Source organism: Pseudomonas sp. 4CAES_32.4, assembly GCF_058136335.1.
Genome location: NZ_CM176882.1, coordinates 5,597,501 through 5,613,685, shown reverse-complemented (window position 1 = coordinate 5,613,685; position 16,185 = coordinate 5,597,501). Strand labels below are relative to the sequence as shown.

The 16,185-nt window shown below is 58.6% G+C and carries 17 protein-coding genes and 1 pseudogene; 8 read left to right on the top strand and 10 right to left on the bottom strand.

Annotated elements, in window-relative coordinates:
- Positions 1-52: 52 nt before the first annotated feature.
- A complete protein-coding gene (gene estP / locus AC3Y64_RS25380) occupies positions 53-1,960 on the bottom strand; it encodes an esterase EstP (RefSeq protein WP_489985625.1) in 1,908 nt (635 codons plus the stop codon).
- Between the two features lie 408 nt (positions 1,961-2,368).
- Between estP and AC3Y64_RS25375 the strand changes: the two genes are divergently transcribed.
- The 4 genes from AC3Y64_RS25375 (at position 2,369) to AC3Y64_RS25360 (ending at position 5,688) form a co-directional block, all read left to right on the top strand.
- Positions 2,369-2,962, top strand: coding sequence for an aminodeoxychorismate/anthranilate synthase component II (locus AC3Y64_RS25375; RefSeq protein WP_489985624.1), 594 nt, complete (start codon positions 2,369-2,371; stop codon positions 2,960-2,962).
- A gap of 9 nt (positions 2,963-2,971) precedes the next feature.
- The gene (gene trpD, locus AC3Y64_RS25370; protein WP_093441874.1) at positions 2,972-4,021 is read left to right on the top strand and encodes an anthranilate phosphoribosyltransferase; all 1,050 of its coding nucleotides are present in this window, start codon (positions 2,972-2,974) and stop codon (positions 4,019-4,021) included.
- The gene (gene trpC, locus AC3Y64_RS25365; protein ID WP_489985623.1) at positions 4,018-4,854 is read left to right on the top strand and encodes an indole-3-glycerol phosphate synthase TrpC; all 837 of its coding nucleotides are present in this window, start codon (positions 4,018-4,020) and stop codon (positions 4,852-4,854) included. The genes trpD and trpC overlap by 4 nt, the downstream gene beginning before the upstream one ends.
- 135 nt (positions 4,855-4,989) lie before the next feature.
- Positions 4,990-5,688, top strand: coding sequence for a lipoate--protein ligase family protein (locus AC3Y64_RS25360; protein WP_489985622.1), 699 nt, complete (start codon positions 4,990-4,992; stop codon positions 5,686-5,688).
- On the opposite strand, the gene crp is transcribed toward AC3Y64_RS25360, so the two are convergent.
- A complete protein-coding gene (gene crp / locus AC3Y64_RS25355; protein ID WP_095122650.1) occupies positions 5,685-6,329 on the bottom strand; it encodes a cAMP-activated global transcriptional regulator CRP in 645 nt (214 codons plus the stop codon). The genes AC3Y64_RS25360 and crp overlap by 4 nt on opposite strands.
- Before the next feature lie 238 nt (positions 6,330-6,567).
- Here crp and AC3Y64_RS25350 point away from each other — a divergent pair, with 238 nt between their 5' ends.
- Positions 6,568-6,990: an OsmC family protein gene (locus AC3Y64_RS25350; protein ID WP_003228794.1), complete on the top strand. Its 423-nt coding sequence runs from the start codon at positions 6,568-6,570 to the stop codon at positions 6,988-6,990.
- Between the two features lie 15 nt (positions 6,991-7,005).
- A pseudogene (locus AC3Y64_RS25345) lies at positions 7,006-7,140 on the top strand (adenosylmethionine decarboxylase); the annotation flags it as partial.
- A gap of 119 nt (positions 7,141-7,259) precedes the next feature.
- Here AC3Y64_RS25345 and coq7 read toward each other — a convergent pair.
- From coq7 to hemJ, 6 genes are all read right to left on the bottom strand, one after another.
- Positions 7,260-7,907 carry a 2-polyprenyl-3-methyl-6-methoxy-1,4-benzoquinone monooxygenase gene (gene coq7, locus AC3Y64_RS25340; RefSeq protein WP_489985621.1) on the bottom strand — a complete coding sequence of 216 codons (648 nt, stop codon included), beginning with the start codon at positions 7,905-7,907 and terminating at the stop codon, positions 7,260-7,262.
- Positions 7,908-8,102: 195 nt separating this feature from the next.
- Positions 8,103-8,441: a histidine triad nucleotide-binding protein gene (locus AC3Y64_RS25335; RefSeq protein WP_003228789.1), complete on the bottom strand. Its 339-nt coding sequence runs from the start codon at positions 8,439-8,441 to the stop codon at positions 8,103-8,105.
- An 81-nt stretch (positions 8,442-8,522) separates the two neighbouring features.
- Positions 8,523-9,311: an SDR family NAD(P)-dependent oxidoreductase gene (locus tag AC3Y64_RS25330; protein WP_489985620.1), complete on the bottom strand. Its 789-nt coding sequence runs from the start codon at positions 9,309-9,311 to the stop codon at positions 8,523-8,525.
- A 61-nt stretch (positions 9,312-9,372) separates the two neighbouring features.
- A complete protein-coding gene (locus AC3Y64_RS25325) occupies positions 9,373-10,323 on the bottom strand; it encodes a DUF805 domain-containing protein (protein ID WP_489985619.1) in 951 nt (316 codons plus the stop codon).
- Between the two features lie 79 nt (positions 10,324-10,402).
- Positions 10,403-11,371 (bottom strand): NAD(P)H-dependent flavin oxidoreductase, encoded by a 969-nt coding sequence (locus AC3Y64_RS25320; RefSeq protein ID WP_489985618.1) that lies wholly within the window; start codon positions 11,369-11,371, stop codon positions 10,403-10,405.
- Positions 11,372-11,404: 33 nt separating this feature from the next.
- Positions 11,405-11,833 carry a protoporphyrinogen oxidase HemJ gene (hemJ, locus tag AC3Y64_RS25315; protein ID WP_158955086.1) on the bottom strand — a complete coding sequence of 143 codons (429 nt, stop codon included), beginning with the start codon at positions 11,831-11,833 and terminating at the stop codon, positions 11,405-11,407.
- Positions 11,834-11,967: 134 nt separating this feature from the next.
- Here hemJ and argC point away from each other — a divergent pair, with 134 nt between their 5' ends.
- Together argC and erpA are read left to right on the top strand one after the other, a co-directional pair.
- On the top strand, positions 11,968-13,002 hold the full coding sequence (gene argC, locus AC3Y64_RS25310) for an N-acetyl-gamma-glutamyl-phosphate reductase (protein ID WP_489985617.1): 1,035 nt from the start codon (positions 11,968-11,970) through the stop codon (positions 13,000-13,002).
- Positions 13,003-13,169: 167 nt separating this feature from the next.
- Entirely contained in the window at positions 13,170-13,520 is a 351-nt protein-coding gene (gene erpA / locus AC3Y64_RS25305) for an iron-sulfur cluster insertion protein ErpA (RefSeq protein ID WP_003176443.1), read from the top strand.
- Between the two features lie 71 nt (positions 13,521-13,591).
- Here the strand turns inward: erpA and AC3Y64_RS25300 are convergent, their stop codons facing one another.
- Together AC3Y64_RS25300 and AC3Y64_RS25295 are read right to left on the bottom strand one after the other, a co-directional pair.
- Positions 13,592-14,683, bottom strand: coding sequence for an anhydro-N-acetylmuramic acid kinase (locus AC3Y64_RS25300; protein ID WP_489985616.1), 1,092 nt, complete (start codon positions 14,681-14,683; stop codon positions 13,592-13,594).
- Between the two features lie 3 nt (positions 14,684-14,686).
- Positions 14,687-16,111 (bottom strand): peptidoglycan DD-metalloendopeptidase family protein, encoded by a 1,425-nt coding sequence (locus AC3Y64_RS25295; RefSeq protein ID WP_489985615.1) that lies wholly within the window; start codon positions 16,109-16,111, stop codon positions 14,687-14,689.
- Positions 16,112-16,185: the final 74 nt, after the last annotated feature.

Below are 16,185 nucleotides of genomic sequence, written 5' to 3'. Positions count from 1 at the left end.
GGCAATAAAAAGCGGCGCCTGTAAGGGCGCCGCTTTTTTTGTGCCTGCGGTTTTAGAAGTCCAACACCACACCGACGTTAACGCCCTGCTGAGTAAAATCATCATCCTTGCGGAACGTATACCCGCCACGCAACGCCAGATCCGCCGTGAGCTTGTGGCTGACGCCGAGGCTCAAACGGTTCAAATGGCTCTGCGGCGTGTAACCCTCAAGCTTGAAGTCATTGGCTGGCAGGGTATTGAGTGCGATGCGCACCTTCTGCACGTCATCTTCGTACTCGCGCTCGTGGGCGTATTCGCCGAACACCTGGGTTTGCGGGGTGAAGTTGTACTTGCCCTGTAGACCGAGGCCGAGGCGTTTCGAGTCGCGGGTCTGGTCATCGAAGGTCAGCGCGGTGGCGCGATTGCTCTTCTCTGAATACCCGTCAACATCGACGCTGGCGTAATCGGCGCTGACGAACGGCGACAGATGCCATTCGCTGCCCGGCTGGGCGATGTCATAACCGATGCGAGTGCTGAACGCCCACAGGCTGCCGTCGGTATCGCCTTTCTCCGCACCCTCGCTGGCGCCGAGATCGAACTTGCGCTTGAGGTTGTCGTAGTCGAGTTTGCCGCCGGTCAACGCCATGTCAGCCCACCAGCGATTCTGCTGGAATTGGGCGAACGCGGTGGCCATGTAACTGTTGAGTTTGTAGTCCGAATCGTTGTGCCCAGCCTCGAGATTCTGCCGATAGAAACCACCCGCGACACCGACGCGCCACGCCTCGTTAAGACGATAGCTGCCGCCGACGTTGAGGTTGTAACCACTGCCGTCGGCGCTGGCGCCGCTGCTTTGACTGTCGACATCCAGATGCTGACCGCCAGCGGAAACAATCGCTCGCCATTGGCCGACCGCTTGCCAGTTTTCCCAATCCGCCTGCCATTGGCTGCGCAGTTCATCCTGATGCGCACGCACGGTGGCGTGGGCCATTTCCGGCAGCAGCGTCAGTTCCCACGGCGCGGCCAGTAGGGAATAGGCGTAGTCGGAGATCAGTTTCTGTCCGGCTTCGGTCGGGTGCACGCCATCGTTGTAGATCAGTTTGGTCGGATCCGGCGTGGCACTGTTGATGCCGTAGCGGGCGTTTTCCGGGCAACCGCTGCCGCTGAAGCAGGTCGCGGTGAGGTTCTGGTCGGTGGCCAGGCCAAAGCGACCCGGGTCGGCAAACACTTCCGAGAGCAGCACCGGAATGTTTAACGGAATGATTTCGGCGTTGATGCCTTGCAGGCGCGTGACCAATTGATTGTTGAACTGACCGGCGAGTTGGCTGCTGAAGGCTTGCAGCGGGGTGCCGTTAATGGCCGGCGTGAGGCCGACGTCAGGCAACAGCCAGACCATCACGTATTTAGCGCCGGCGGTTTGCAGAGTCTGCACGCTATCAGCGAGTCGATCAGCCGCTGCGTTGGCTTGGGGCAGACTGAGAATGCGACCCTGCAGGAAATCGTTACCGCCACCGGAGATGTAATACAGCGCGTTCGGGTCGGCGCGGAAGCCGTTCGACGGCAGGTAGCCTGCGCGCGTGCGTTCGCCGGTGGCGGACTGGGTGGTGATCGAATCGAGAATCTGGTCGGTGCGATAGCCGCCCACCGCCCAGTTGTTGCCGTCAGGCTGGCCGTTCTCGGCGCGCACTGCCGAGCTGGAGGATGCGGTTTGATCTGCGGTGAAACCGAGGCGTGCGCCCAGCCGTTGAGTGGCGTTCAGATCACGCACTTCGCCGCTGCCGTCCAGATAGATCGGCCCGGTGCGGTTGGTGTAGCGCTGAGTGGCACCCGCCGGGCCGCCGGTGTCCCTGAAGGTGCCGGCATCGTTGAGGCTGTCGCCAAACACCACGAAATTCGAATAGGGATTGGGTGCGGCATACGCTTGGGCGCAAGCCATTGCCAACAAGCAGCCGGCCAGCGGTACAAACAACGTCTGTCTGATCATGAGCAAGTCCGTTTATTTATTGTTGTAGGTGAACGAAACGACAGTACCAAAATCCTACGGCGTTTTGCCATCGGTCGCGAATCCTCGTCTGGATTTATCCCCCACAGGCCCGGCCATATTGCACGGTCCGCCCAGCTAAGTTACTGTGCGGGAACGTATGAACGAGACCTTCCCCGTGTTGATCACCAGCAAACTTCTGGATCAAGTCATCAAGGCACACGCCCGCTGGCGTTGGCGCGCCTGAATCTTTTCTGCCGGCCCCGCCGGATCTGTATCGCTTTGCCTTCCTTACCCGTTTGAAATGCCGCTTTGCCGACGCATCTACCTGCGTCCGACATCGTGCAGCGCCCTGCGGGCAAGTCATCTGAAGGCTGTCTTCAAGTCAGAATTCAAGAGGTTCGAAACGCCATGTTGCTGATGATCGACAACTACGACTCCTTTACTTACAACGTTGTGCAATACCTCGGCGAGCTGGGTGCCGAAGTCAAAGTCGTGCGCAACGACGAACTGACCATCGCCGAAATCGAAGCGCTTAACCCCGAGCGTATCGTTGTTTCGCCAGGCCCTTGCACGCCGACCGAAGCCGGCATCTCCATCGAAGCCATCAAGCACTTTGCCGGCAAGCTGCCGATCCTCGGTGTTTGCCTGGGTCACCAGTCCATCGGTCAGGCCTTTGGCGGCGATGTAGTCCGCGCCCGACAGGTGATGCACGGTAAGACTAGCCCGGTATTCCACGAGGACAAGGGCGTTTTCAACGGCCTCAACCATCCGTTGACCGTGACTCGCTACCATTCGCTGATCGTTAAACACGACACATTGCCCGATTGCCTGGAACTGACCGCGTGGACGCAACACGACGACGGTTCGGTCGACGAAATCATGGGCCTGCGTCACAAGACCCTGAACATCGAGGGCGTACAGTTTCACCCCGAGTCGATCCTCACCGAGCAGGGGCATGAACTGTTCGCCAACTTCCTCCAACAAACCGGCGGCACGCGCTAAGGACTTCCCATGAATATCAAGACAGCCCTGAGCCGTATCGTCGATCACCTCGACCTCAGCACCGATGAAATGCGCGACGTGATGCGCGAAATCATGACCGGCCAATGCTCCGACGCGCAGATCGGCGCGTTCATGATGGCCATGCGCATGAAGAGCGAAAGCATCGACGAAATCGTCGGCGCGGTCTCGGTGATGCGTGAGCTGGCTGATCAGGTTGAACTTAAAACCCTCGACGGCGTGGTCGATGTGGTCGGCACCGGCGGTGACGGTGCCAACATTTTCAACGTGTCGACCGCTTCGTCCTTTGTTGTCGCCGCTGCCGGGTGCACCGTCGCCAAGCACGGCAACCGTGCGGTATCGGGCAAGAGCGGCAGCGCCGACTTGCTCGAAGCCGCCGGTATCTATCTGAACCTCACGCCGGTGCAGGTTGCGCGTTGCATCGACAACGTCGGCATCGGTTTCATGTTCGCCCAGACTCACCACAAAGCCATGAAGTACGCCGCCGGTCCGCGCCGCGATCTCGGCCTGCGTACGCTGTTCAACATGCTCGGCCCGCTTACGAATCCGGCCGGTGTGAAACATCAGGTAGTAGGGGTGTTTACTCAGGCGCTGTGCCGGCCATTGGCTGAAGTCTTGCAGCGTTTGGGCAGCAAACATGTGCTGGTGGTGCATTCGAAGGACGGTCTGGACGAGTTCAGTCTCGCCGCACCGACCTTTGTTGCCGAGCTGAAGAACAACGAAATCACTGAGTATTGGGTCGAGCCGGAAGATCTCGGCATGAAGAGCCAGAGCCTGCACGGTCTTTCAGTCGAAGGCCCGGAAGCATCGTTGGCGCTGATCCGTGATGCCCTTGGCAAGCGCAAAACCGAAAACGGCCAGAAAGCCGCCGAAATGATTGTGCTCAACGCCGGTGCTGCGCTGTACGCCGCTGACGTGGCCAGCAGTTTGAAACAGGGTGTCGAGCTTGCGCACGACGCGCTGCACACCGGCCTCGCTCGGGAGAAACTCGAGGAGCTGGGTGCCTTTACCGCGGTATTCAAAGTGGAGAATGAGGGATGAGTGTACCGACGGTTCTGGAAAACATTCTGGCCCGCAAAGTTCAGGAGGTCGCCGAGCGTAGCGCCCGCGTCAGCCTGAGCGAGCTGGAAAGTCTGGCCAAGGCGGCCGATGCACCCCGTGGTTTTGCCCAGGCGTTGCTGGCGCAAGCAAAGAAAAAGCAGCCGGCGGTGATTGCTGAAATCAAAAAGGCCTCGCCGAGCAAAGGCGTGATCCGCGAGGACTTCGTTCCGGCCGATATCGCCAAAAGCTACGAGAAGGGCGGGGCGACTTGCCTGTCCGTGCTGACCGATATCGATTACTTCCAGGGCGCCGACGCTTATCTGCAACAGGCTCGTGCGGCGTGCAGCCTGCCGGTGATCCGCAAGGACTTCATGATCGACCCGTACCAGATCGTTGAAGCCCGCGCGCTGGGCGCTGACTGTGTGTTGTTGATCGTCTCCGCACTGGATGACGTGAAAATGGCCGAGCTGGCTTCGGTGGCGAAAAGCGTCGGTCTCGACGTGCTGGTCGAAGTGCACGACGGCGATGAGCTGGAGCGCGCGTTGAAAACCCTCGACACGCCGTTGGTCGGGGTCAACAACCGCAACCTGCACACGTTTGAAGTCAGCCTGGAAACCACCCTCGACCTGCTGCCACGGATTCCCCGTGATCGTCTGGTCATCACCGAAAGCGGCATAGTCAACCGTGCCGATGTCGAGTTGATGGAAATCAGCGAGGTGTATTCGTTCCTGGTTGGCGAAGCGTTCATGCGTGCGGAAAATCCGGGTACTGAATTGCAGCGTCTGTTCTTCCCGGAGCGTGGCGTGCCGATCAGCGGGTCGACCCTCGACTGATTCGCTCCAGACCGAGTCGACCCCATCGCGAGCAGGCTCACTCCTACAGGGCAACGCGTTCCAATTGTAGGAGTGAGCCTGCTCGCGATGAGGTACTAGAAATCCCCGAAGATTTTGGATCTGCCGGAGTTCTCAATGTCGCTGCCAACCCCCCTGACCATCGAAGCCGGCCTTAAAGCCGAACAGGATTTGCTGGCCTCGGTCTGCGCCGGCGACTCAGAATTTGGCCTGCTGTTCTGGCAACCCAGCGATCGTGCGTTGGTCATGCCGCGCCGCCTCAATCGCTTACCCGCTTTCGACCACGCCTGCGAAGTCTCCGCTGCCGCCGGTTGGCCGGTCCTGCTGCGTGAAACCGGCGGCGAACCCGTCCCGCAATCGGCTGCAACAATCAATATCGCACTGGTGTATGCGCCACCACGCAGCGAAGGTGATCTGAATCGCATCGAAACCGGCTACCGCCGTTTGTGCGATCCGATCTGTCAGTTGCTGGATGAATTGGGCGGCACGTCATCGTTGGGCGAAATCGACGGCGCATTCTGTGATGGTCGCTTCAACGTCAATCTCGACGGTCGAAAAATGGTCGGCACTGCCCAGCGCTGGCGCCAGAGTCAGGGCGGACAGCGTCCGGTCGGTCTGGTGCACGGGGCGATGCTGATGGATGACGAGCGCGAATCGATGGTGGCGGCGGTCAATCGCTTCAACCAAGCGTGTGGTCTGGAGCAGCGGGTGAGGGCGCAAAGCCACATCGCCCTGCATGAGAAATTCAACGCGCCACAGGCCTTGGCGCGTCTTGATGAGCTGTTTCGTTTGATGCTGGCGCAGATGTACGCTTAACGCGTACCGAAGACCACCATGGTCTTGCCTTTCACATCGACCAGGTTGCGTTCTTCAAGATCCTTGAGCACGCGACCGACCATTTCCCGCGAACAACCGACAATCCGCCCGATCTCCTGACGCGTCACTTTAATCTGCATGCCGTCCGGGTGAGTCATCGCATCCGGCTGCTTGCACAGTTCCAGCAGACAACGTGCTACTCGACCCGTCACGTCGAAAAACGCCAGATCGCCAACCTTGCGCGTAGTGTTGCGCAGACGTTGTGCGATTTGTCCGCTGAGGACGTAAAGAATGTCCGGATCCTGCTGCGACAATTCGCGGAACTTGGCGTAACTGATTTCGGCGGTTTCGCATTCAACCTTGGCCCGCACCCAGGCGCTGCGCTGCTGCTCTTGGCCAGCCTGTTCGAACAGGCCCAGTTCACCAAAGAAATCCCCGGCATTGAGGTAGGCGATGATCATTTCACGGCCGTCATCGTCTTCAATCAGGATCGTCACCGAGCCCTTTATGATGAAGTACAACGTATCGGAGCGATCGCCCGCGCAGATGATGTTGCTTTTGGCCGCATGGCGGCGGCGCTGGCAATGCATCAACAGCTTGTCGAGGTTCTTGATTTTGGGTGTGGGGGTAATAGCAACCATGGTTGTATCCCGAAAAGACTGCACGGTGATGTTTGATTTTTTTATGAGGCGCTGAAGGCGGTCGCTGCACAGCTGGCATGGGCGCCAGCGAATTGGCGCCAGCTTAACAGACACTTCGTCGCAAATTCGAGAAATTACCTACGTCGTAGACGCTTCCCTCCTACGAAGGATCCCACGATGTCCGAGCAAAGCCCTGTGCTAAGCTGGCGACCCTTTTTTCTACAGTGGAGTCTTGGCGATGAAGGCACGCATCCAATGGGCTGGCGAAGCCATGTTCCTCGGCGAATCCGGCAGCGGTCATGTCGTAGTCATGGACGGTCCGCCGGACGCCGGTGGTCGTAACCTGGGTGTTCGCCCGATGGAAATGCTCCTGCTCGGTGTGGGCGGTTGCAGCAATTTCGACGTGGTCAGCATCTTGAAGAAGTCGCGTCAGGCCGTTGAGAGCTGCGAAGCTTTCCTCGAAGCCGAGCGCGCGACCGAAGATCCTAAAGTGTTTACCAAGATTCACATGCACTTCGTGGTCAAGGGCCGTGGCTTGAAAGAAGCCCAGGTCAAACGCGCCATCGAGTTGTCCGCCGAGAAGTATTGCTCGGCCTCGATCATGCTTGGCGCGGCGGGTGTGGCGATCACCCACGACTACGAAATCGTCGAACTCGGTTGAAGCGACATTCACCCGAAGAACTTCGAACTGGATAACGACCTGTTCGGTGACGCCACCAGCAACCTGTCCCTCGAACAACGCGCTCAGGTGACCGACCGTTTGACGCACGAAGCGCTCGAAATCTTCTACGCGCGCAACATGCCGACCTGAGATTCCCAAGTACAAAAAAGGCGACTACTTTGCGGTAGTCGCCTTTTTTTATTGTTCGATCATAGAACCCTCTGGGAGCGAGCTTGCTCGCGAAGAGGCTCTCTGCGGCACTACAACTCTCAGATTCGATAAGTACTCTTGGTCATCACCTTGGCCAAAATACTCATCCCGAACTTCACCGGCCCCGGAAAACGAAACCCTCCAGCTTCCAGCGCACTCTCCGCATGATGTTCTTCATCAATGCGCATCTGTTCCAGAATCGCCCGGGACTTTTCGTCCTCCGCCGGCAGTTGCTCCAGATGTTCGTTCAAGTGTTTGCACACCTGATGTTCGGTCGCCGCGACAAACCCGAGGCTGACCTTGTCGCTGATCAACCCGGCCACCGCACCGATCCCGAACGACATCCCGTAAAACAGCGGGTTAAGCACACTGGTATGGCTGCCCAACTGGTGAATACGCTGCTCGCACCACACCAGATGATCAATTTCTTCTTCGGCCGCGTGCTCCATGGCCTCGCGCACTTGTGGCAGCTTGGCGGTCAGCGCCTGCCCTTGATACAACGCCTGGGCGCAGACTTCACCGGTATGGTTGATGCGCATCAGCCCGGCAACATGGCGGGTGTCTTCATCGCTCATTGGCGTGTCCGGCTGCAAAATCGCTGGCGATGGACGGTACGGCTGGCCACTGAATGGCAGCAAAGTGCGCATGGCGGCATCGGCTTGCAGCAGCAGACGGTCAATTGGCGAGTAGTGACGTTGGGTAGTCATGCTGACCTCCGGGAAGAATCTCGGCGGCCAGTTTAACCGAATCGGCCGGGGAAGGTTTGCGCTGGGTCATGTGCCGCGCGGTCATGCTTTTTTGTGGGAGTGAGCTCGCTCGCGAAAGCGGAGTGTCGGGCAGTGGAGATTTTGAATCTGCCGACGCCTTAGCGAGCAAGCTCGCTCCCACAGTTTTGTAGTTAATCAGCCCGGTGGCCAGTTCATCTGACGTTGACCGAGTACATGCATATGAATGTGGTAGACCGTCTGCCCGCCCTTTTCATTGCAGTTCATCACCACCCGGAAACCTTCCTCACAACCCAGTTCCAGCGCCAGACGCTGCGCAGTGAACAGGATATGCCCGGCCAGTGCCTTGTCGTCTTCAGTCAGGTCATTGAGGGTGCGTACCGGCTTCTTCGGGATCACCAGAAAATGGACAGGCGCCTGAGGCGCGATGTCGTGGAACGCCAGAACCTGGTCGTCTTCGTAAATGATCTTGGCCGGGATTTCCCGGTTGATGATCTTGGTGAACAGAGTATCCACTGCTGTTTTCTCCGTTGTTTGGGCTGGTCTGAGTGTACTCAGGGCGGACTGCCCCGCCCAGTGATTTACCTGTAGGGCATTTCAGCGCGGGCAGTAGGCTTTGTTGACCATGCCGACGATAGTGCGGTTGAGCCAGCGCGAGCCCAGGCGCGGCAAGAACGCGAACCAGCGGTTGCGCCGACCCGGGATGATGATTGCGCGGTTCTTGTCGAGGGCGCGCACGGTGTACAGCGCGACTTCCTCCGGGCTCATCAGTAATTTGCTGTTTTTGAGTTTGTCGCTGTTCAGTTGCGCCGTGCGAAAAAAAGCTGTGCGCGTCGGCCCCGGACACAGCACCGAAACTCTCACGGCGCTCTGCTTGAGCTCGACCCGCAAGGCTTCGGAAAAATGCAGAACATACGCTTTGCTGGCGTAGTAGGTGCTCATCCATGGCCCGGGATTGAACGCGGCCACCGAAGCAACATTGAGAATCTGCCCGCCGCCCTGCAGGGCCATGCTGTTGCCGATCGCATGGCACAGACGGGTGAGGGCGAGGATATTCACTTCGATCAGATCCTGTTCGGTCATCCAGTCCTGCGCGAGGAATGGCCCACAAGTGCCGATGCCCGCGCAATTCACCAACAGGTCGATCTGCCGGTCGCCTTCTTCCAGTTCCAGCAGAAAACCGGACAAGCGCAGCGGCTCGCCCAGATCACAGGCGCGGAACAGCACCTCGACGCCGAAGCGCTGGGTCAGTTCGATCGCAATACTTTCCAGCTGATCACGCTGTCGAGCCACCAGAATCAGGCTGCGGCCGCGCCGGGCCAGCGCTTCGGCCATGGCCAGGCCGATGCCGCTGGAAGCGCCAGTGATCAGAGCGTAACGGGTCATGCAATTCTCCATCGCAACAGCTCCGCGCTAACGACGCGGGTGTCGCGGCGGGGAGCGCTGTTCATTCTTGCGCAGAGTCTACAGGGGCCTGCGCGGCTTCGGCTGCCTCGTCGGCGGAATTTGCTGCGGGTTCGACCTCGACGTCGATTTCATCGGTGGTTACCGAGCCGCTTTCGTAGCTGCTTTCCAGATTGCTTTCATATTCCTGTTGGACGGCCGAGAAGCCGCCGAGTAGTCCGCCGGCAAAGATCAAGGCGAAGAACACGATCCATAGCGAGCACAGCACTTTGACCGCAGTGCTGTTCGGCGGAGGCGGAGGTCCATAGCGATTAACGCCGGTATTGCCCGGTACGACCATGATCACCAGCGGGAAGAAACTGCCTACGAACGGCACCAGGTTCAGCAGCCAGAGCCAGCCTGACCAGCCGATATCGTGCAAGCGCTGAACGCTGAACAGAATGCTGACGATGAAGAAACCGATAAACAGGAAGAAGGCGAAAATGCCGCCAATGATCAAGCCCGTGGTCGAATCGCCGCTGACCAGACCCAAAGCGATCAGGGCGAACACGCCGACTATTGGCAACGTCACCAGGCTGAGCACCATGGTCCACGCCAGAAAACGCAGGCGACCGATCCGGCCTTCGACACTGAATGGCTTGAGCGTGGCGAATGCCGGAAGATGCTCGCCAACGTTGGCCCGGGGTGGTGCATAAGGTGAGTACGGCTCCGCCATTGCCGACGCATGCTCTCGGACGTCCGCGAGGTTCAGTTCGATAGGTGTTTCGTTTTCAATGCGCGCCTCGATTCCGGTTTTGTTCAGCGCCTGCAAGTACGTCTGGGCATCGCCGTGGGAAAGGTCACGCTTGAGTGCGACGACGCTGCCATTAAACAAACGCTCAATGGCTGCCACATCGCTTTTGAACAGGTTCGCCAGATTGAGTTTGGCAGTGGTGATATCGACACCGGGCTGTAGAGCACCGTCGAATACGATCTTGTAACGGGGGTCACTCATGGCCGAGGCATCCTTGTCGCGAATAGATTGAAAGTTCATCAGTGTAAGGCCAGTCCGACGGCGACTGATCTGATTTTTCTTAGCGAGGCCAGCGTTGCGGCAACTGTGCGACGCGTTCCTGGGCCTGGCGATACTCTGCGTCGAGGCGCGCAATCAGTTGGTCCACGCTCGGCAAGTCATCAATCTGCCCGACGCCTTGGCCGGCAGACCACACGGTCTTCCAGGCTTTGGCTTCATCACTGATCGGCTTGAGCTTGTCGCCAAAGTTCACTTCACCCTTGCCTTGCAGTGCTGCCGTATCGAACCCGGCCGCTTGCAGGCTTTGGCGCATGAAGCTGGCTGGAACCCCAGACACCGCAGGAGTATGAATGATGTCGGCGGCCTTGGCTGTCAGCAGCATCTCCTTGTAAGCGTCAGGCGCATGACTTTCGGTAGTGCCGATAAATCGTGTACCGAAGTAGGCCAAATCCGCGCCGAGCAGTTGTGCAGCCAAAATCTCATGGCCATGGTTCAAACATCCTGCAAGCAACAACGTCTTGTCGAAGAACTCGCGAATCTCGGCGATCAGCGCAAACGGGCTCCAGGTGCCGGCATGGCCCCCGGCGCCGGCAGCCACCGCGATCAAACCATCGACACCGGCCTCGGCCGCTTTCTCCGCATGCCGGCGCGTGGTGACGTCATGGAAGACCAGGCCGCCATAGCTGTGCACCGCATCGACCAATTCCTTCACCGCGCCGAGGCTGGTGATGACGATGGGCACTTTGTGTTCGACGCAAATATTCAGATCCGCCTGCAAGCGCGGATTGCTGTTGTGCACGATCAGGTTCACCGCGTAGGGCGCCGGGTTATCCAGCGTCGCCAGCCCCGCTTCGATCTGTTCCAGCCAGGCCTTGAATCCGCTGCTTTCGCGCTGGTTCAGGGCCGGAAAACTGCCGACCACGCCATTATGGCAGCAGGCGAGCACCAGTTCCGGGTTGGAGATCAGGAACATCGGCGCCGCCACCACAGGCAAACGCAGACGTTGTTCCAGCAAAGCGGGCAGCGACATTTTGAATACCCCGAGGATCTGTACTTGTTGAAGTTAGAACGGCTTGACCACGACCAGAATTACAATAGCCAGCAATATCAGAACCGGCACTTCATTGAACCAGCGATAAAAGACATGGCTGCGGGTGTTTTCGCCACGGGCAAATCGTTTTACCTGCGCGCCACACATGTGGTGATAGCCAATCAGCAAGACGACGAGGGTCAGTTTCGCGTGAATCCAGCCGCCCATGCTGAAGATGCCCGGGTTGAGATAGATCAGCCAGCCGCCGAAGATCAGCGTGGCGATCATCGCCGGGCCCATGATGCCGCGGTACAGCTTGCGCTCCATCAGGCTGAAGCGTTCTTTGCTGATCGTGTCTTCGCTTTGTGCGTGATACACGAACAGGCGTGGCAGGTAGAACAGGCCGGCAAACCAGCAGACGATGCTGACAATGTGAAAAGCTTTGATCCATAGATAGAGCATTTTTAGTTATTCCAGGTTCACGGTAGGCCCGATAGTAGAGGCTTGAGCGCCCGCACGTCACCTTGACGGTTGTCGCAGGGGCGCGCGGCCCCTATTATCGACGGCTTTCCAGTGGGTTCGTTGAGGGCAGGTTTATGGTCAAGGTCGGTATCGTCGGCGGCACGGGTTACACCGGTGTCGAACTGCTGCGTCTGTTGGCGCAGCATCCGCAGGCAGAAGTGGTTGTCATCACTTCCCGATCCGAGGCCGGTCTGGCCGTGGCTGACATGTACCCGAACCTGCGCGGTCACTACGACGGCCTGGCCTTCAGCGTGCCGGACATCAAAACCCTCGGTGCTTGCGACGTGGTGTTCTTCGCTACGCCGCACGGTGTCGCGCACGCCTTGGCGGGCGAGTTGCTGGCGGCGGGCACCAAAGTCATCGACCTGTCGGCAGACTTCCGTCTGCAGGACGCCGAAGAGTGGGCCAAGTGGTACGGTCAGCCGCACGGCGCGCCTGAACTGCTGGATGAAGCGGTTTACGGTCTGCCGGAAGTCAATCGCGAGCAGATCAAGAAGGCGCGCCTGATCGCCGTACCGGGTTGCTATCCGACCGCTACACAGCTGGGTTTCCTGCCACTGCTTGAGGCAGGTCTGGCGGATGCTTCGCGTCTGATTGCCGACTGCAAATCCGGTGTCAGCGGTGCCGGTCGCGGTGCGGCAGTAGGCTCGTTGTACTCCGAGACGTCGGAAAGCATTAAGGCTTACGCGGTAAAAGGTCATCGCCACCTGCCGGAAATTCGTCAGGGGCTGCGTCGTGCTGCAGGCAAGGATGTCGGCCTGACCTTCGTTCCACACCTGACCCCGATGATCCGCGGCATTCACTCCACGCTGTATGCGACCGTGGTCGATCGCTCGGTAGATCTGCAGGCTTTGTTTGAAAAGCGTTATGCCAACGAACCGTTCGTCGACGTGATGCCCGCGGGCAGTCATCCGGAAACCCGTAGCGTGCGTGGTGCCAACGTCTGCCGTATCGCGGTTCACCGTCCGCAGGATGGCGACCTGGTTGTGGTGTTGTCGGTGATCGACAACCTGGTCAAAGGCGCGTCGGGTCAGGCGGTGCAGAACATGAACATCCTGTTCGGGCTGGATGAGCGCTTCGGCCTGTCCCACGCCGGTATGCTGCCGTAACACGTTAAGCTGCACAGCAAAAGGCCCGTTGAACGGGCCTTTTTGCATGCTGAACAGCTCATCGGGTTTATTGATATACCGTAACAATAGTTGACCGATTTTCTAGGACAAGCGGATAATGCGCGTCATCACGCATTATGGCGGCGTAACGCCGGGAGATAGTCAGCATGAGCGTCGAATCCTTCACCCCCACGGCTTTGCAATTCACCCACGGTGCCGCGCACAAGGTGAAGAGCCTGGTCGATGAAGAGGGGAATGATCGCTTGAAGCTGCGCGTATTCGTTACGGGCGGCGGTTGTTCAGGTTTTCAGTACGGTTTCACCTTCGATGAAGATGTGGCCGATGACGACACCATCGTCGAGCGCGAAGGCGTGAGTCTGGTGGTTGATCCGATGAGCTTCCAGTACCTGGCCGGTGCTGAAGTGGATTACCAGGAAGGTCTGGAAGGTTCGCGATTCGTGATCAAGAACCCGAACGCCACCACGACGTGTGGTTGCGGGTCGTCGTTCTCGATCTGATCGCTTTCGTTACAAACAAGACGCCGCAGAGCCTTCCGGTTCTGCGGCGTTTTTTGTTGCTCGCGTTTTATTCAGTTGGGGTAAATGGCGCCGAGTACGCGAAGACCTTTGGCGCCTGTGACGCTTGGCCGGTTGGCGGCGATGCCTTCAAGGCAGCAATGGGCAAGCCAGGCGAAGGCCATGGCTTCGACCCAATCCGGATCAACGCCGTGGGTCGCGGTGCTGGCGACCGTTGTGTTCGGCAGCAACTCGGCCAGGCGTTTCATCAGTGTGGCGTTGTGTGCGCCGCCGCCACAAACCAGCAGCTCCTGCGTATCAGCCTGTGCGCTTTGCAGCGACTCGACAACGGTCAGGGCCGTCAGCTCAAGCAGCGTGGCCTGCACGTTTTCTGCTGCGAAGGCTGGCAGGTGGGACAGGTGTTGTTCCAGCCACGACAGGTTGAATACTTCGCGTCCGGTACTTTTCGGGCCCTTGGTGACGAAGAATGGATCGCTGAGCAATGACTTCAATAGGGTTGGCTCAACAGAGCCTGACTTTGCCCAGTCGCCATTGCGATCGTAGTTTTCACCGCGCTGCTGGTGAATCCAGGCGTCCATCAGAACATTCCCCGGGCCGCAGTCGAAACCGGCTACAGGCTTGGTCGGCTCTATCAGACTCAGATTGCTGAAACCGCCGACATTCAAGACGGCCTGGTTACCGGTACGCTCTTCGAACAAAGCTTCATGGAAGGCTGGAACCAGAGGTGCACCCTGGCCGCCGGCAGCAACATCGCGGCTGCGGAAGTCGCTGACGACGCTGATGCCGGTCAACTCAGTGAGCAAAGCAGGGTTGCCGATCTGCACGGTGAAGCCGCGCGCCGGTTCGTGGCGAATGGTCTGGCCGTGGCTGCCTATCGCCCGAATGTCTTCAGGTTTGAGTTGCTGTTGATGGAGGAGAGTGCCGATGCCTTGCGCGGCGAGTTTCACCCAGTGTTGCTGTGCAATCGCCGAGCGGGCGATTTCGTCAGGGCCGCTGGCGCACAAGCCAAGCAGCTCGGCGCGCAGGGATTCAGGCATGGGGATGTATTGCGTGGCGACCAGTTTGATCGCCGAGGTTTGTTCGATCAGGGCAATGTCCAGACCGTCGAGACTGGTTCCAGACATTACGCCGATATACAGGGCCATGGCTTAACGCTTGCTCGAAGCCAGCATGGTGGCTCTCTCTTGATCCATGCGCGCCATCAGCGGCTGGCTCTGAGCCAGGAAGCGAGCGCGTTCGGCTTTGGCAATTGGATCAGCCATTGGCAGCTTCTGACCCAGTGGATCGACGTGAACGCCGTTGACCTGGAACTCATAATGCAAGTGCGGGCCGGTGGAAAGGCCGGTGGTACCGATGTAACCGATGACCTGACCTTGCTTGACGGTGCCGCCAGTCTTCACGCCTTTGGCGAAGCCTTGCATGTGGCCATACAGCGTACGGTAAGTGTTGCCGTGCTGGATGATCACGGTGTTGCCGTAGCCACCACGGCGGCCGGCCAGCAGGACCTTGCCGTCACCGGCAGCCTTGATTGGCGTGCCGCGTGGTGCAGCGTAATCGACGCCTTTGTGAGCGCGGATCTTGTTGAGGATTGGGTGCTTGCGGCCCATGGAGAATTTCGAGCTGATGCGGGCGAAGTCCACCGGGGTGCGGATGAACGCCTTGCGCATGCTGTTGCCATCAGCCGTGTAATAGCTGCTGTTGCCTTGTTTGTTGGTGTAACGCACGGCGGTGTAGGTCTTGCCGCGGTTGGTAAAACGGGCGGACAGGATCGGGCCATTGCCGACAGACTTGCCGTTGACCACTTTCTGTTCGTAGATCACATCGAATTCGTCGCCTTGGCGGATGTCCTGAGCGAAGTCGACGTCATAGCCAAATACGCTGGCCATATCCATGGTCAAACTGTGGGAGAGGCCTGCGCGTGCGGCGGATTGCGAGAGCGAGCTATTGATCACGCCATGAACATAAGCGGTGCGAACGGTAGGTTTCGCGGTGACACGGTTGAAGGCGTAACCCTTGTCATTCTTGGTTAGGCTGATGGTTTCGACGTCACTGACCTTGCTGTGAAGGCTGGTCAGTTGGCCTTCGGGGCTCAATTCGAATTCGAGTTTCTGGCCGTGTTTGAGTTGGCTGAATTGTTTGGCTTGTTTATCGCTTGCCAGCACTTCGTGCACGGACGCGGCTGGAAGGCCGACCTTTTCGAACAGGGTGGACAGTGTATCGCCCTTGGCGACCACGACTTCGCGGTGGCCGGGAGCCTTGGTTTTTTCCGCTGCCGGCGCAGGTGCAGGCTCGGTTTCAGCGGTTTGCGGGGTATTTTCGTCGCTGTTTTCGATCTGGGCGAACGGTGAAGCTACTGGTTCATTTGTGGCTTGAGCCGCATCAGCAGCGTCTTGATCTTGTGTCAGTTGTTCAGCAGGACTTTCCAGTTCAAGACTCAAGGTCGTCTTTTTGGCTTCAACATCACTGGAAGGAAATACCAGGAGTGCCAGGCTGAGAAGGGCGGCGATTCCACTTGCAGCGAGCAGGTGGGTCTTCGGGTAAAGCGGAGGCGCTTTAGACGGTTCTGTGGTCATAAGTAGTTTTGACTTTGAAAAAAGATGAATTGGAAAAGATGAATGACATGATGAAGATGAAATAACTGTATAAA

Excerpts from the sequence above, each read along its gene's own strand:
- estP (WP_489985625.1), bottom strand. The coding sequence starts at position 1,960 with ATGATCAGACAGACGTTGTTTGTACCGCTGGCCGGCTGCTTGTTGGCA.
- AC3Y64_RS25375 (WP_489985624.1), top strand. The coding sequence starts at position 2,369 with ATGTTGCTGATGATCGACAACTACGACTCCTTTACTTACAACGTTGTG.
- trpD (WP_093441874.1), top strand. The coding sequence starts at position 2,972 with ATGAATATCAAGACAGCCCTGAGCCGTATCGTCGATCACCTCGACCTC.
- trpC (WP_489985623.1), top strand. The coding sequence starts at position 4,018 with ATGAGTGTACCGACGGTTCTGGAAAACATTCTGGCCCGCAAAGTTCAG.
- AC3Y64_RS25360 (WP_489985622.1), top strand. The coding sequence starts at position 4,990 with ATGTCGCTGCCAACCCCCCTGACCATCGAAGCCGGCCTTAAAGCCGAA.
- crp (WP_095122650.1), bottom strand. The coding sequence starts at position 6,329 with ATGGTTGCTATTACCCCCACACCCAAAATCAAGAACCTCGACAAGCTG.
- AC3Y64_RS25350 (WP_003228794.1), top strand. The coding sequence starts at position 6,568 with ATGAAGGCACGCATCCAATGGGCTGGCGAAGCCATGTTCCTCGGCGAA.
- coq7 (WP_489985621.1), bottom strand. The coding sequence starts at position 7,907 with ATGACTACCCAACGTCACTACTCGCCAATTGACCGTCTGCTGCTGCAA.
- AC3Y64_RS25330 (WP_489985620.1), bottom strand. The coding sequence starts at position 9,311 with ATGACCCGTTACGCTCTGATCACTGGCGCTTCCAGCGGCATCGGCCTG.
- AC3Y64_RS25325 (WP_489985619.1), bottom strand. The coding sequence starts at position 10,323 with ATGAGTGACCCCCGTTACAAGATCGTATTCGACGGTGCTCTACAGCCC.
- AC3Y64_RS25320 (WP_489985618.1), bottom strand. The coding sequence starts at position 11,371 with ATGTCGCTGCCCGCTTTGCTGGAACAACGTCTGCGTTTGCCTGTGGTG.
- hemJ (WP_158955086.1), bottom strand. The coding sequence starts at position 11,833 with ATGCTCTATCTATGGATCAAAGCTTTTCACATTGTCAGCATCGTCTGC.
- argC (WP_489985617.1), top strand. The coding sequence starts at position 11,968 with ATGGTCAAGGTCGGTATCGTCGGCGGCACGGGTTACACCGGTGTCGAA.
- erpA (WP_003176443.1), top strand. The coding sequence starts at position 13,170 with ATGAGCGTCGAATCCTTCACCCCCACGGCTTTGCAATTCACCCACGGT.
- AC3Y64_RS25300 (WP_489985616.1), bottom strand. The coding sequence starts at position 14,683 with ATGGCCCTGTATATCGGCGTAATGTCTGGAACCAGTCTCGACGGTCTG.
- AC3Y64_RS25295 (WP_489985615.1), bottom strand. The coding sequence starts at position 16,111 with ATGACCACAGAACCGTCTAAAGCGCCTCCGCTTTACCCGAAGACCCAC.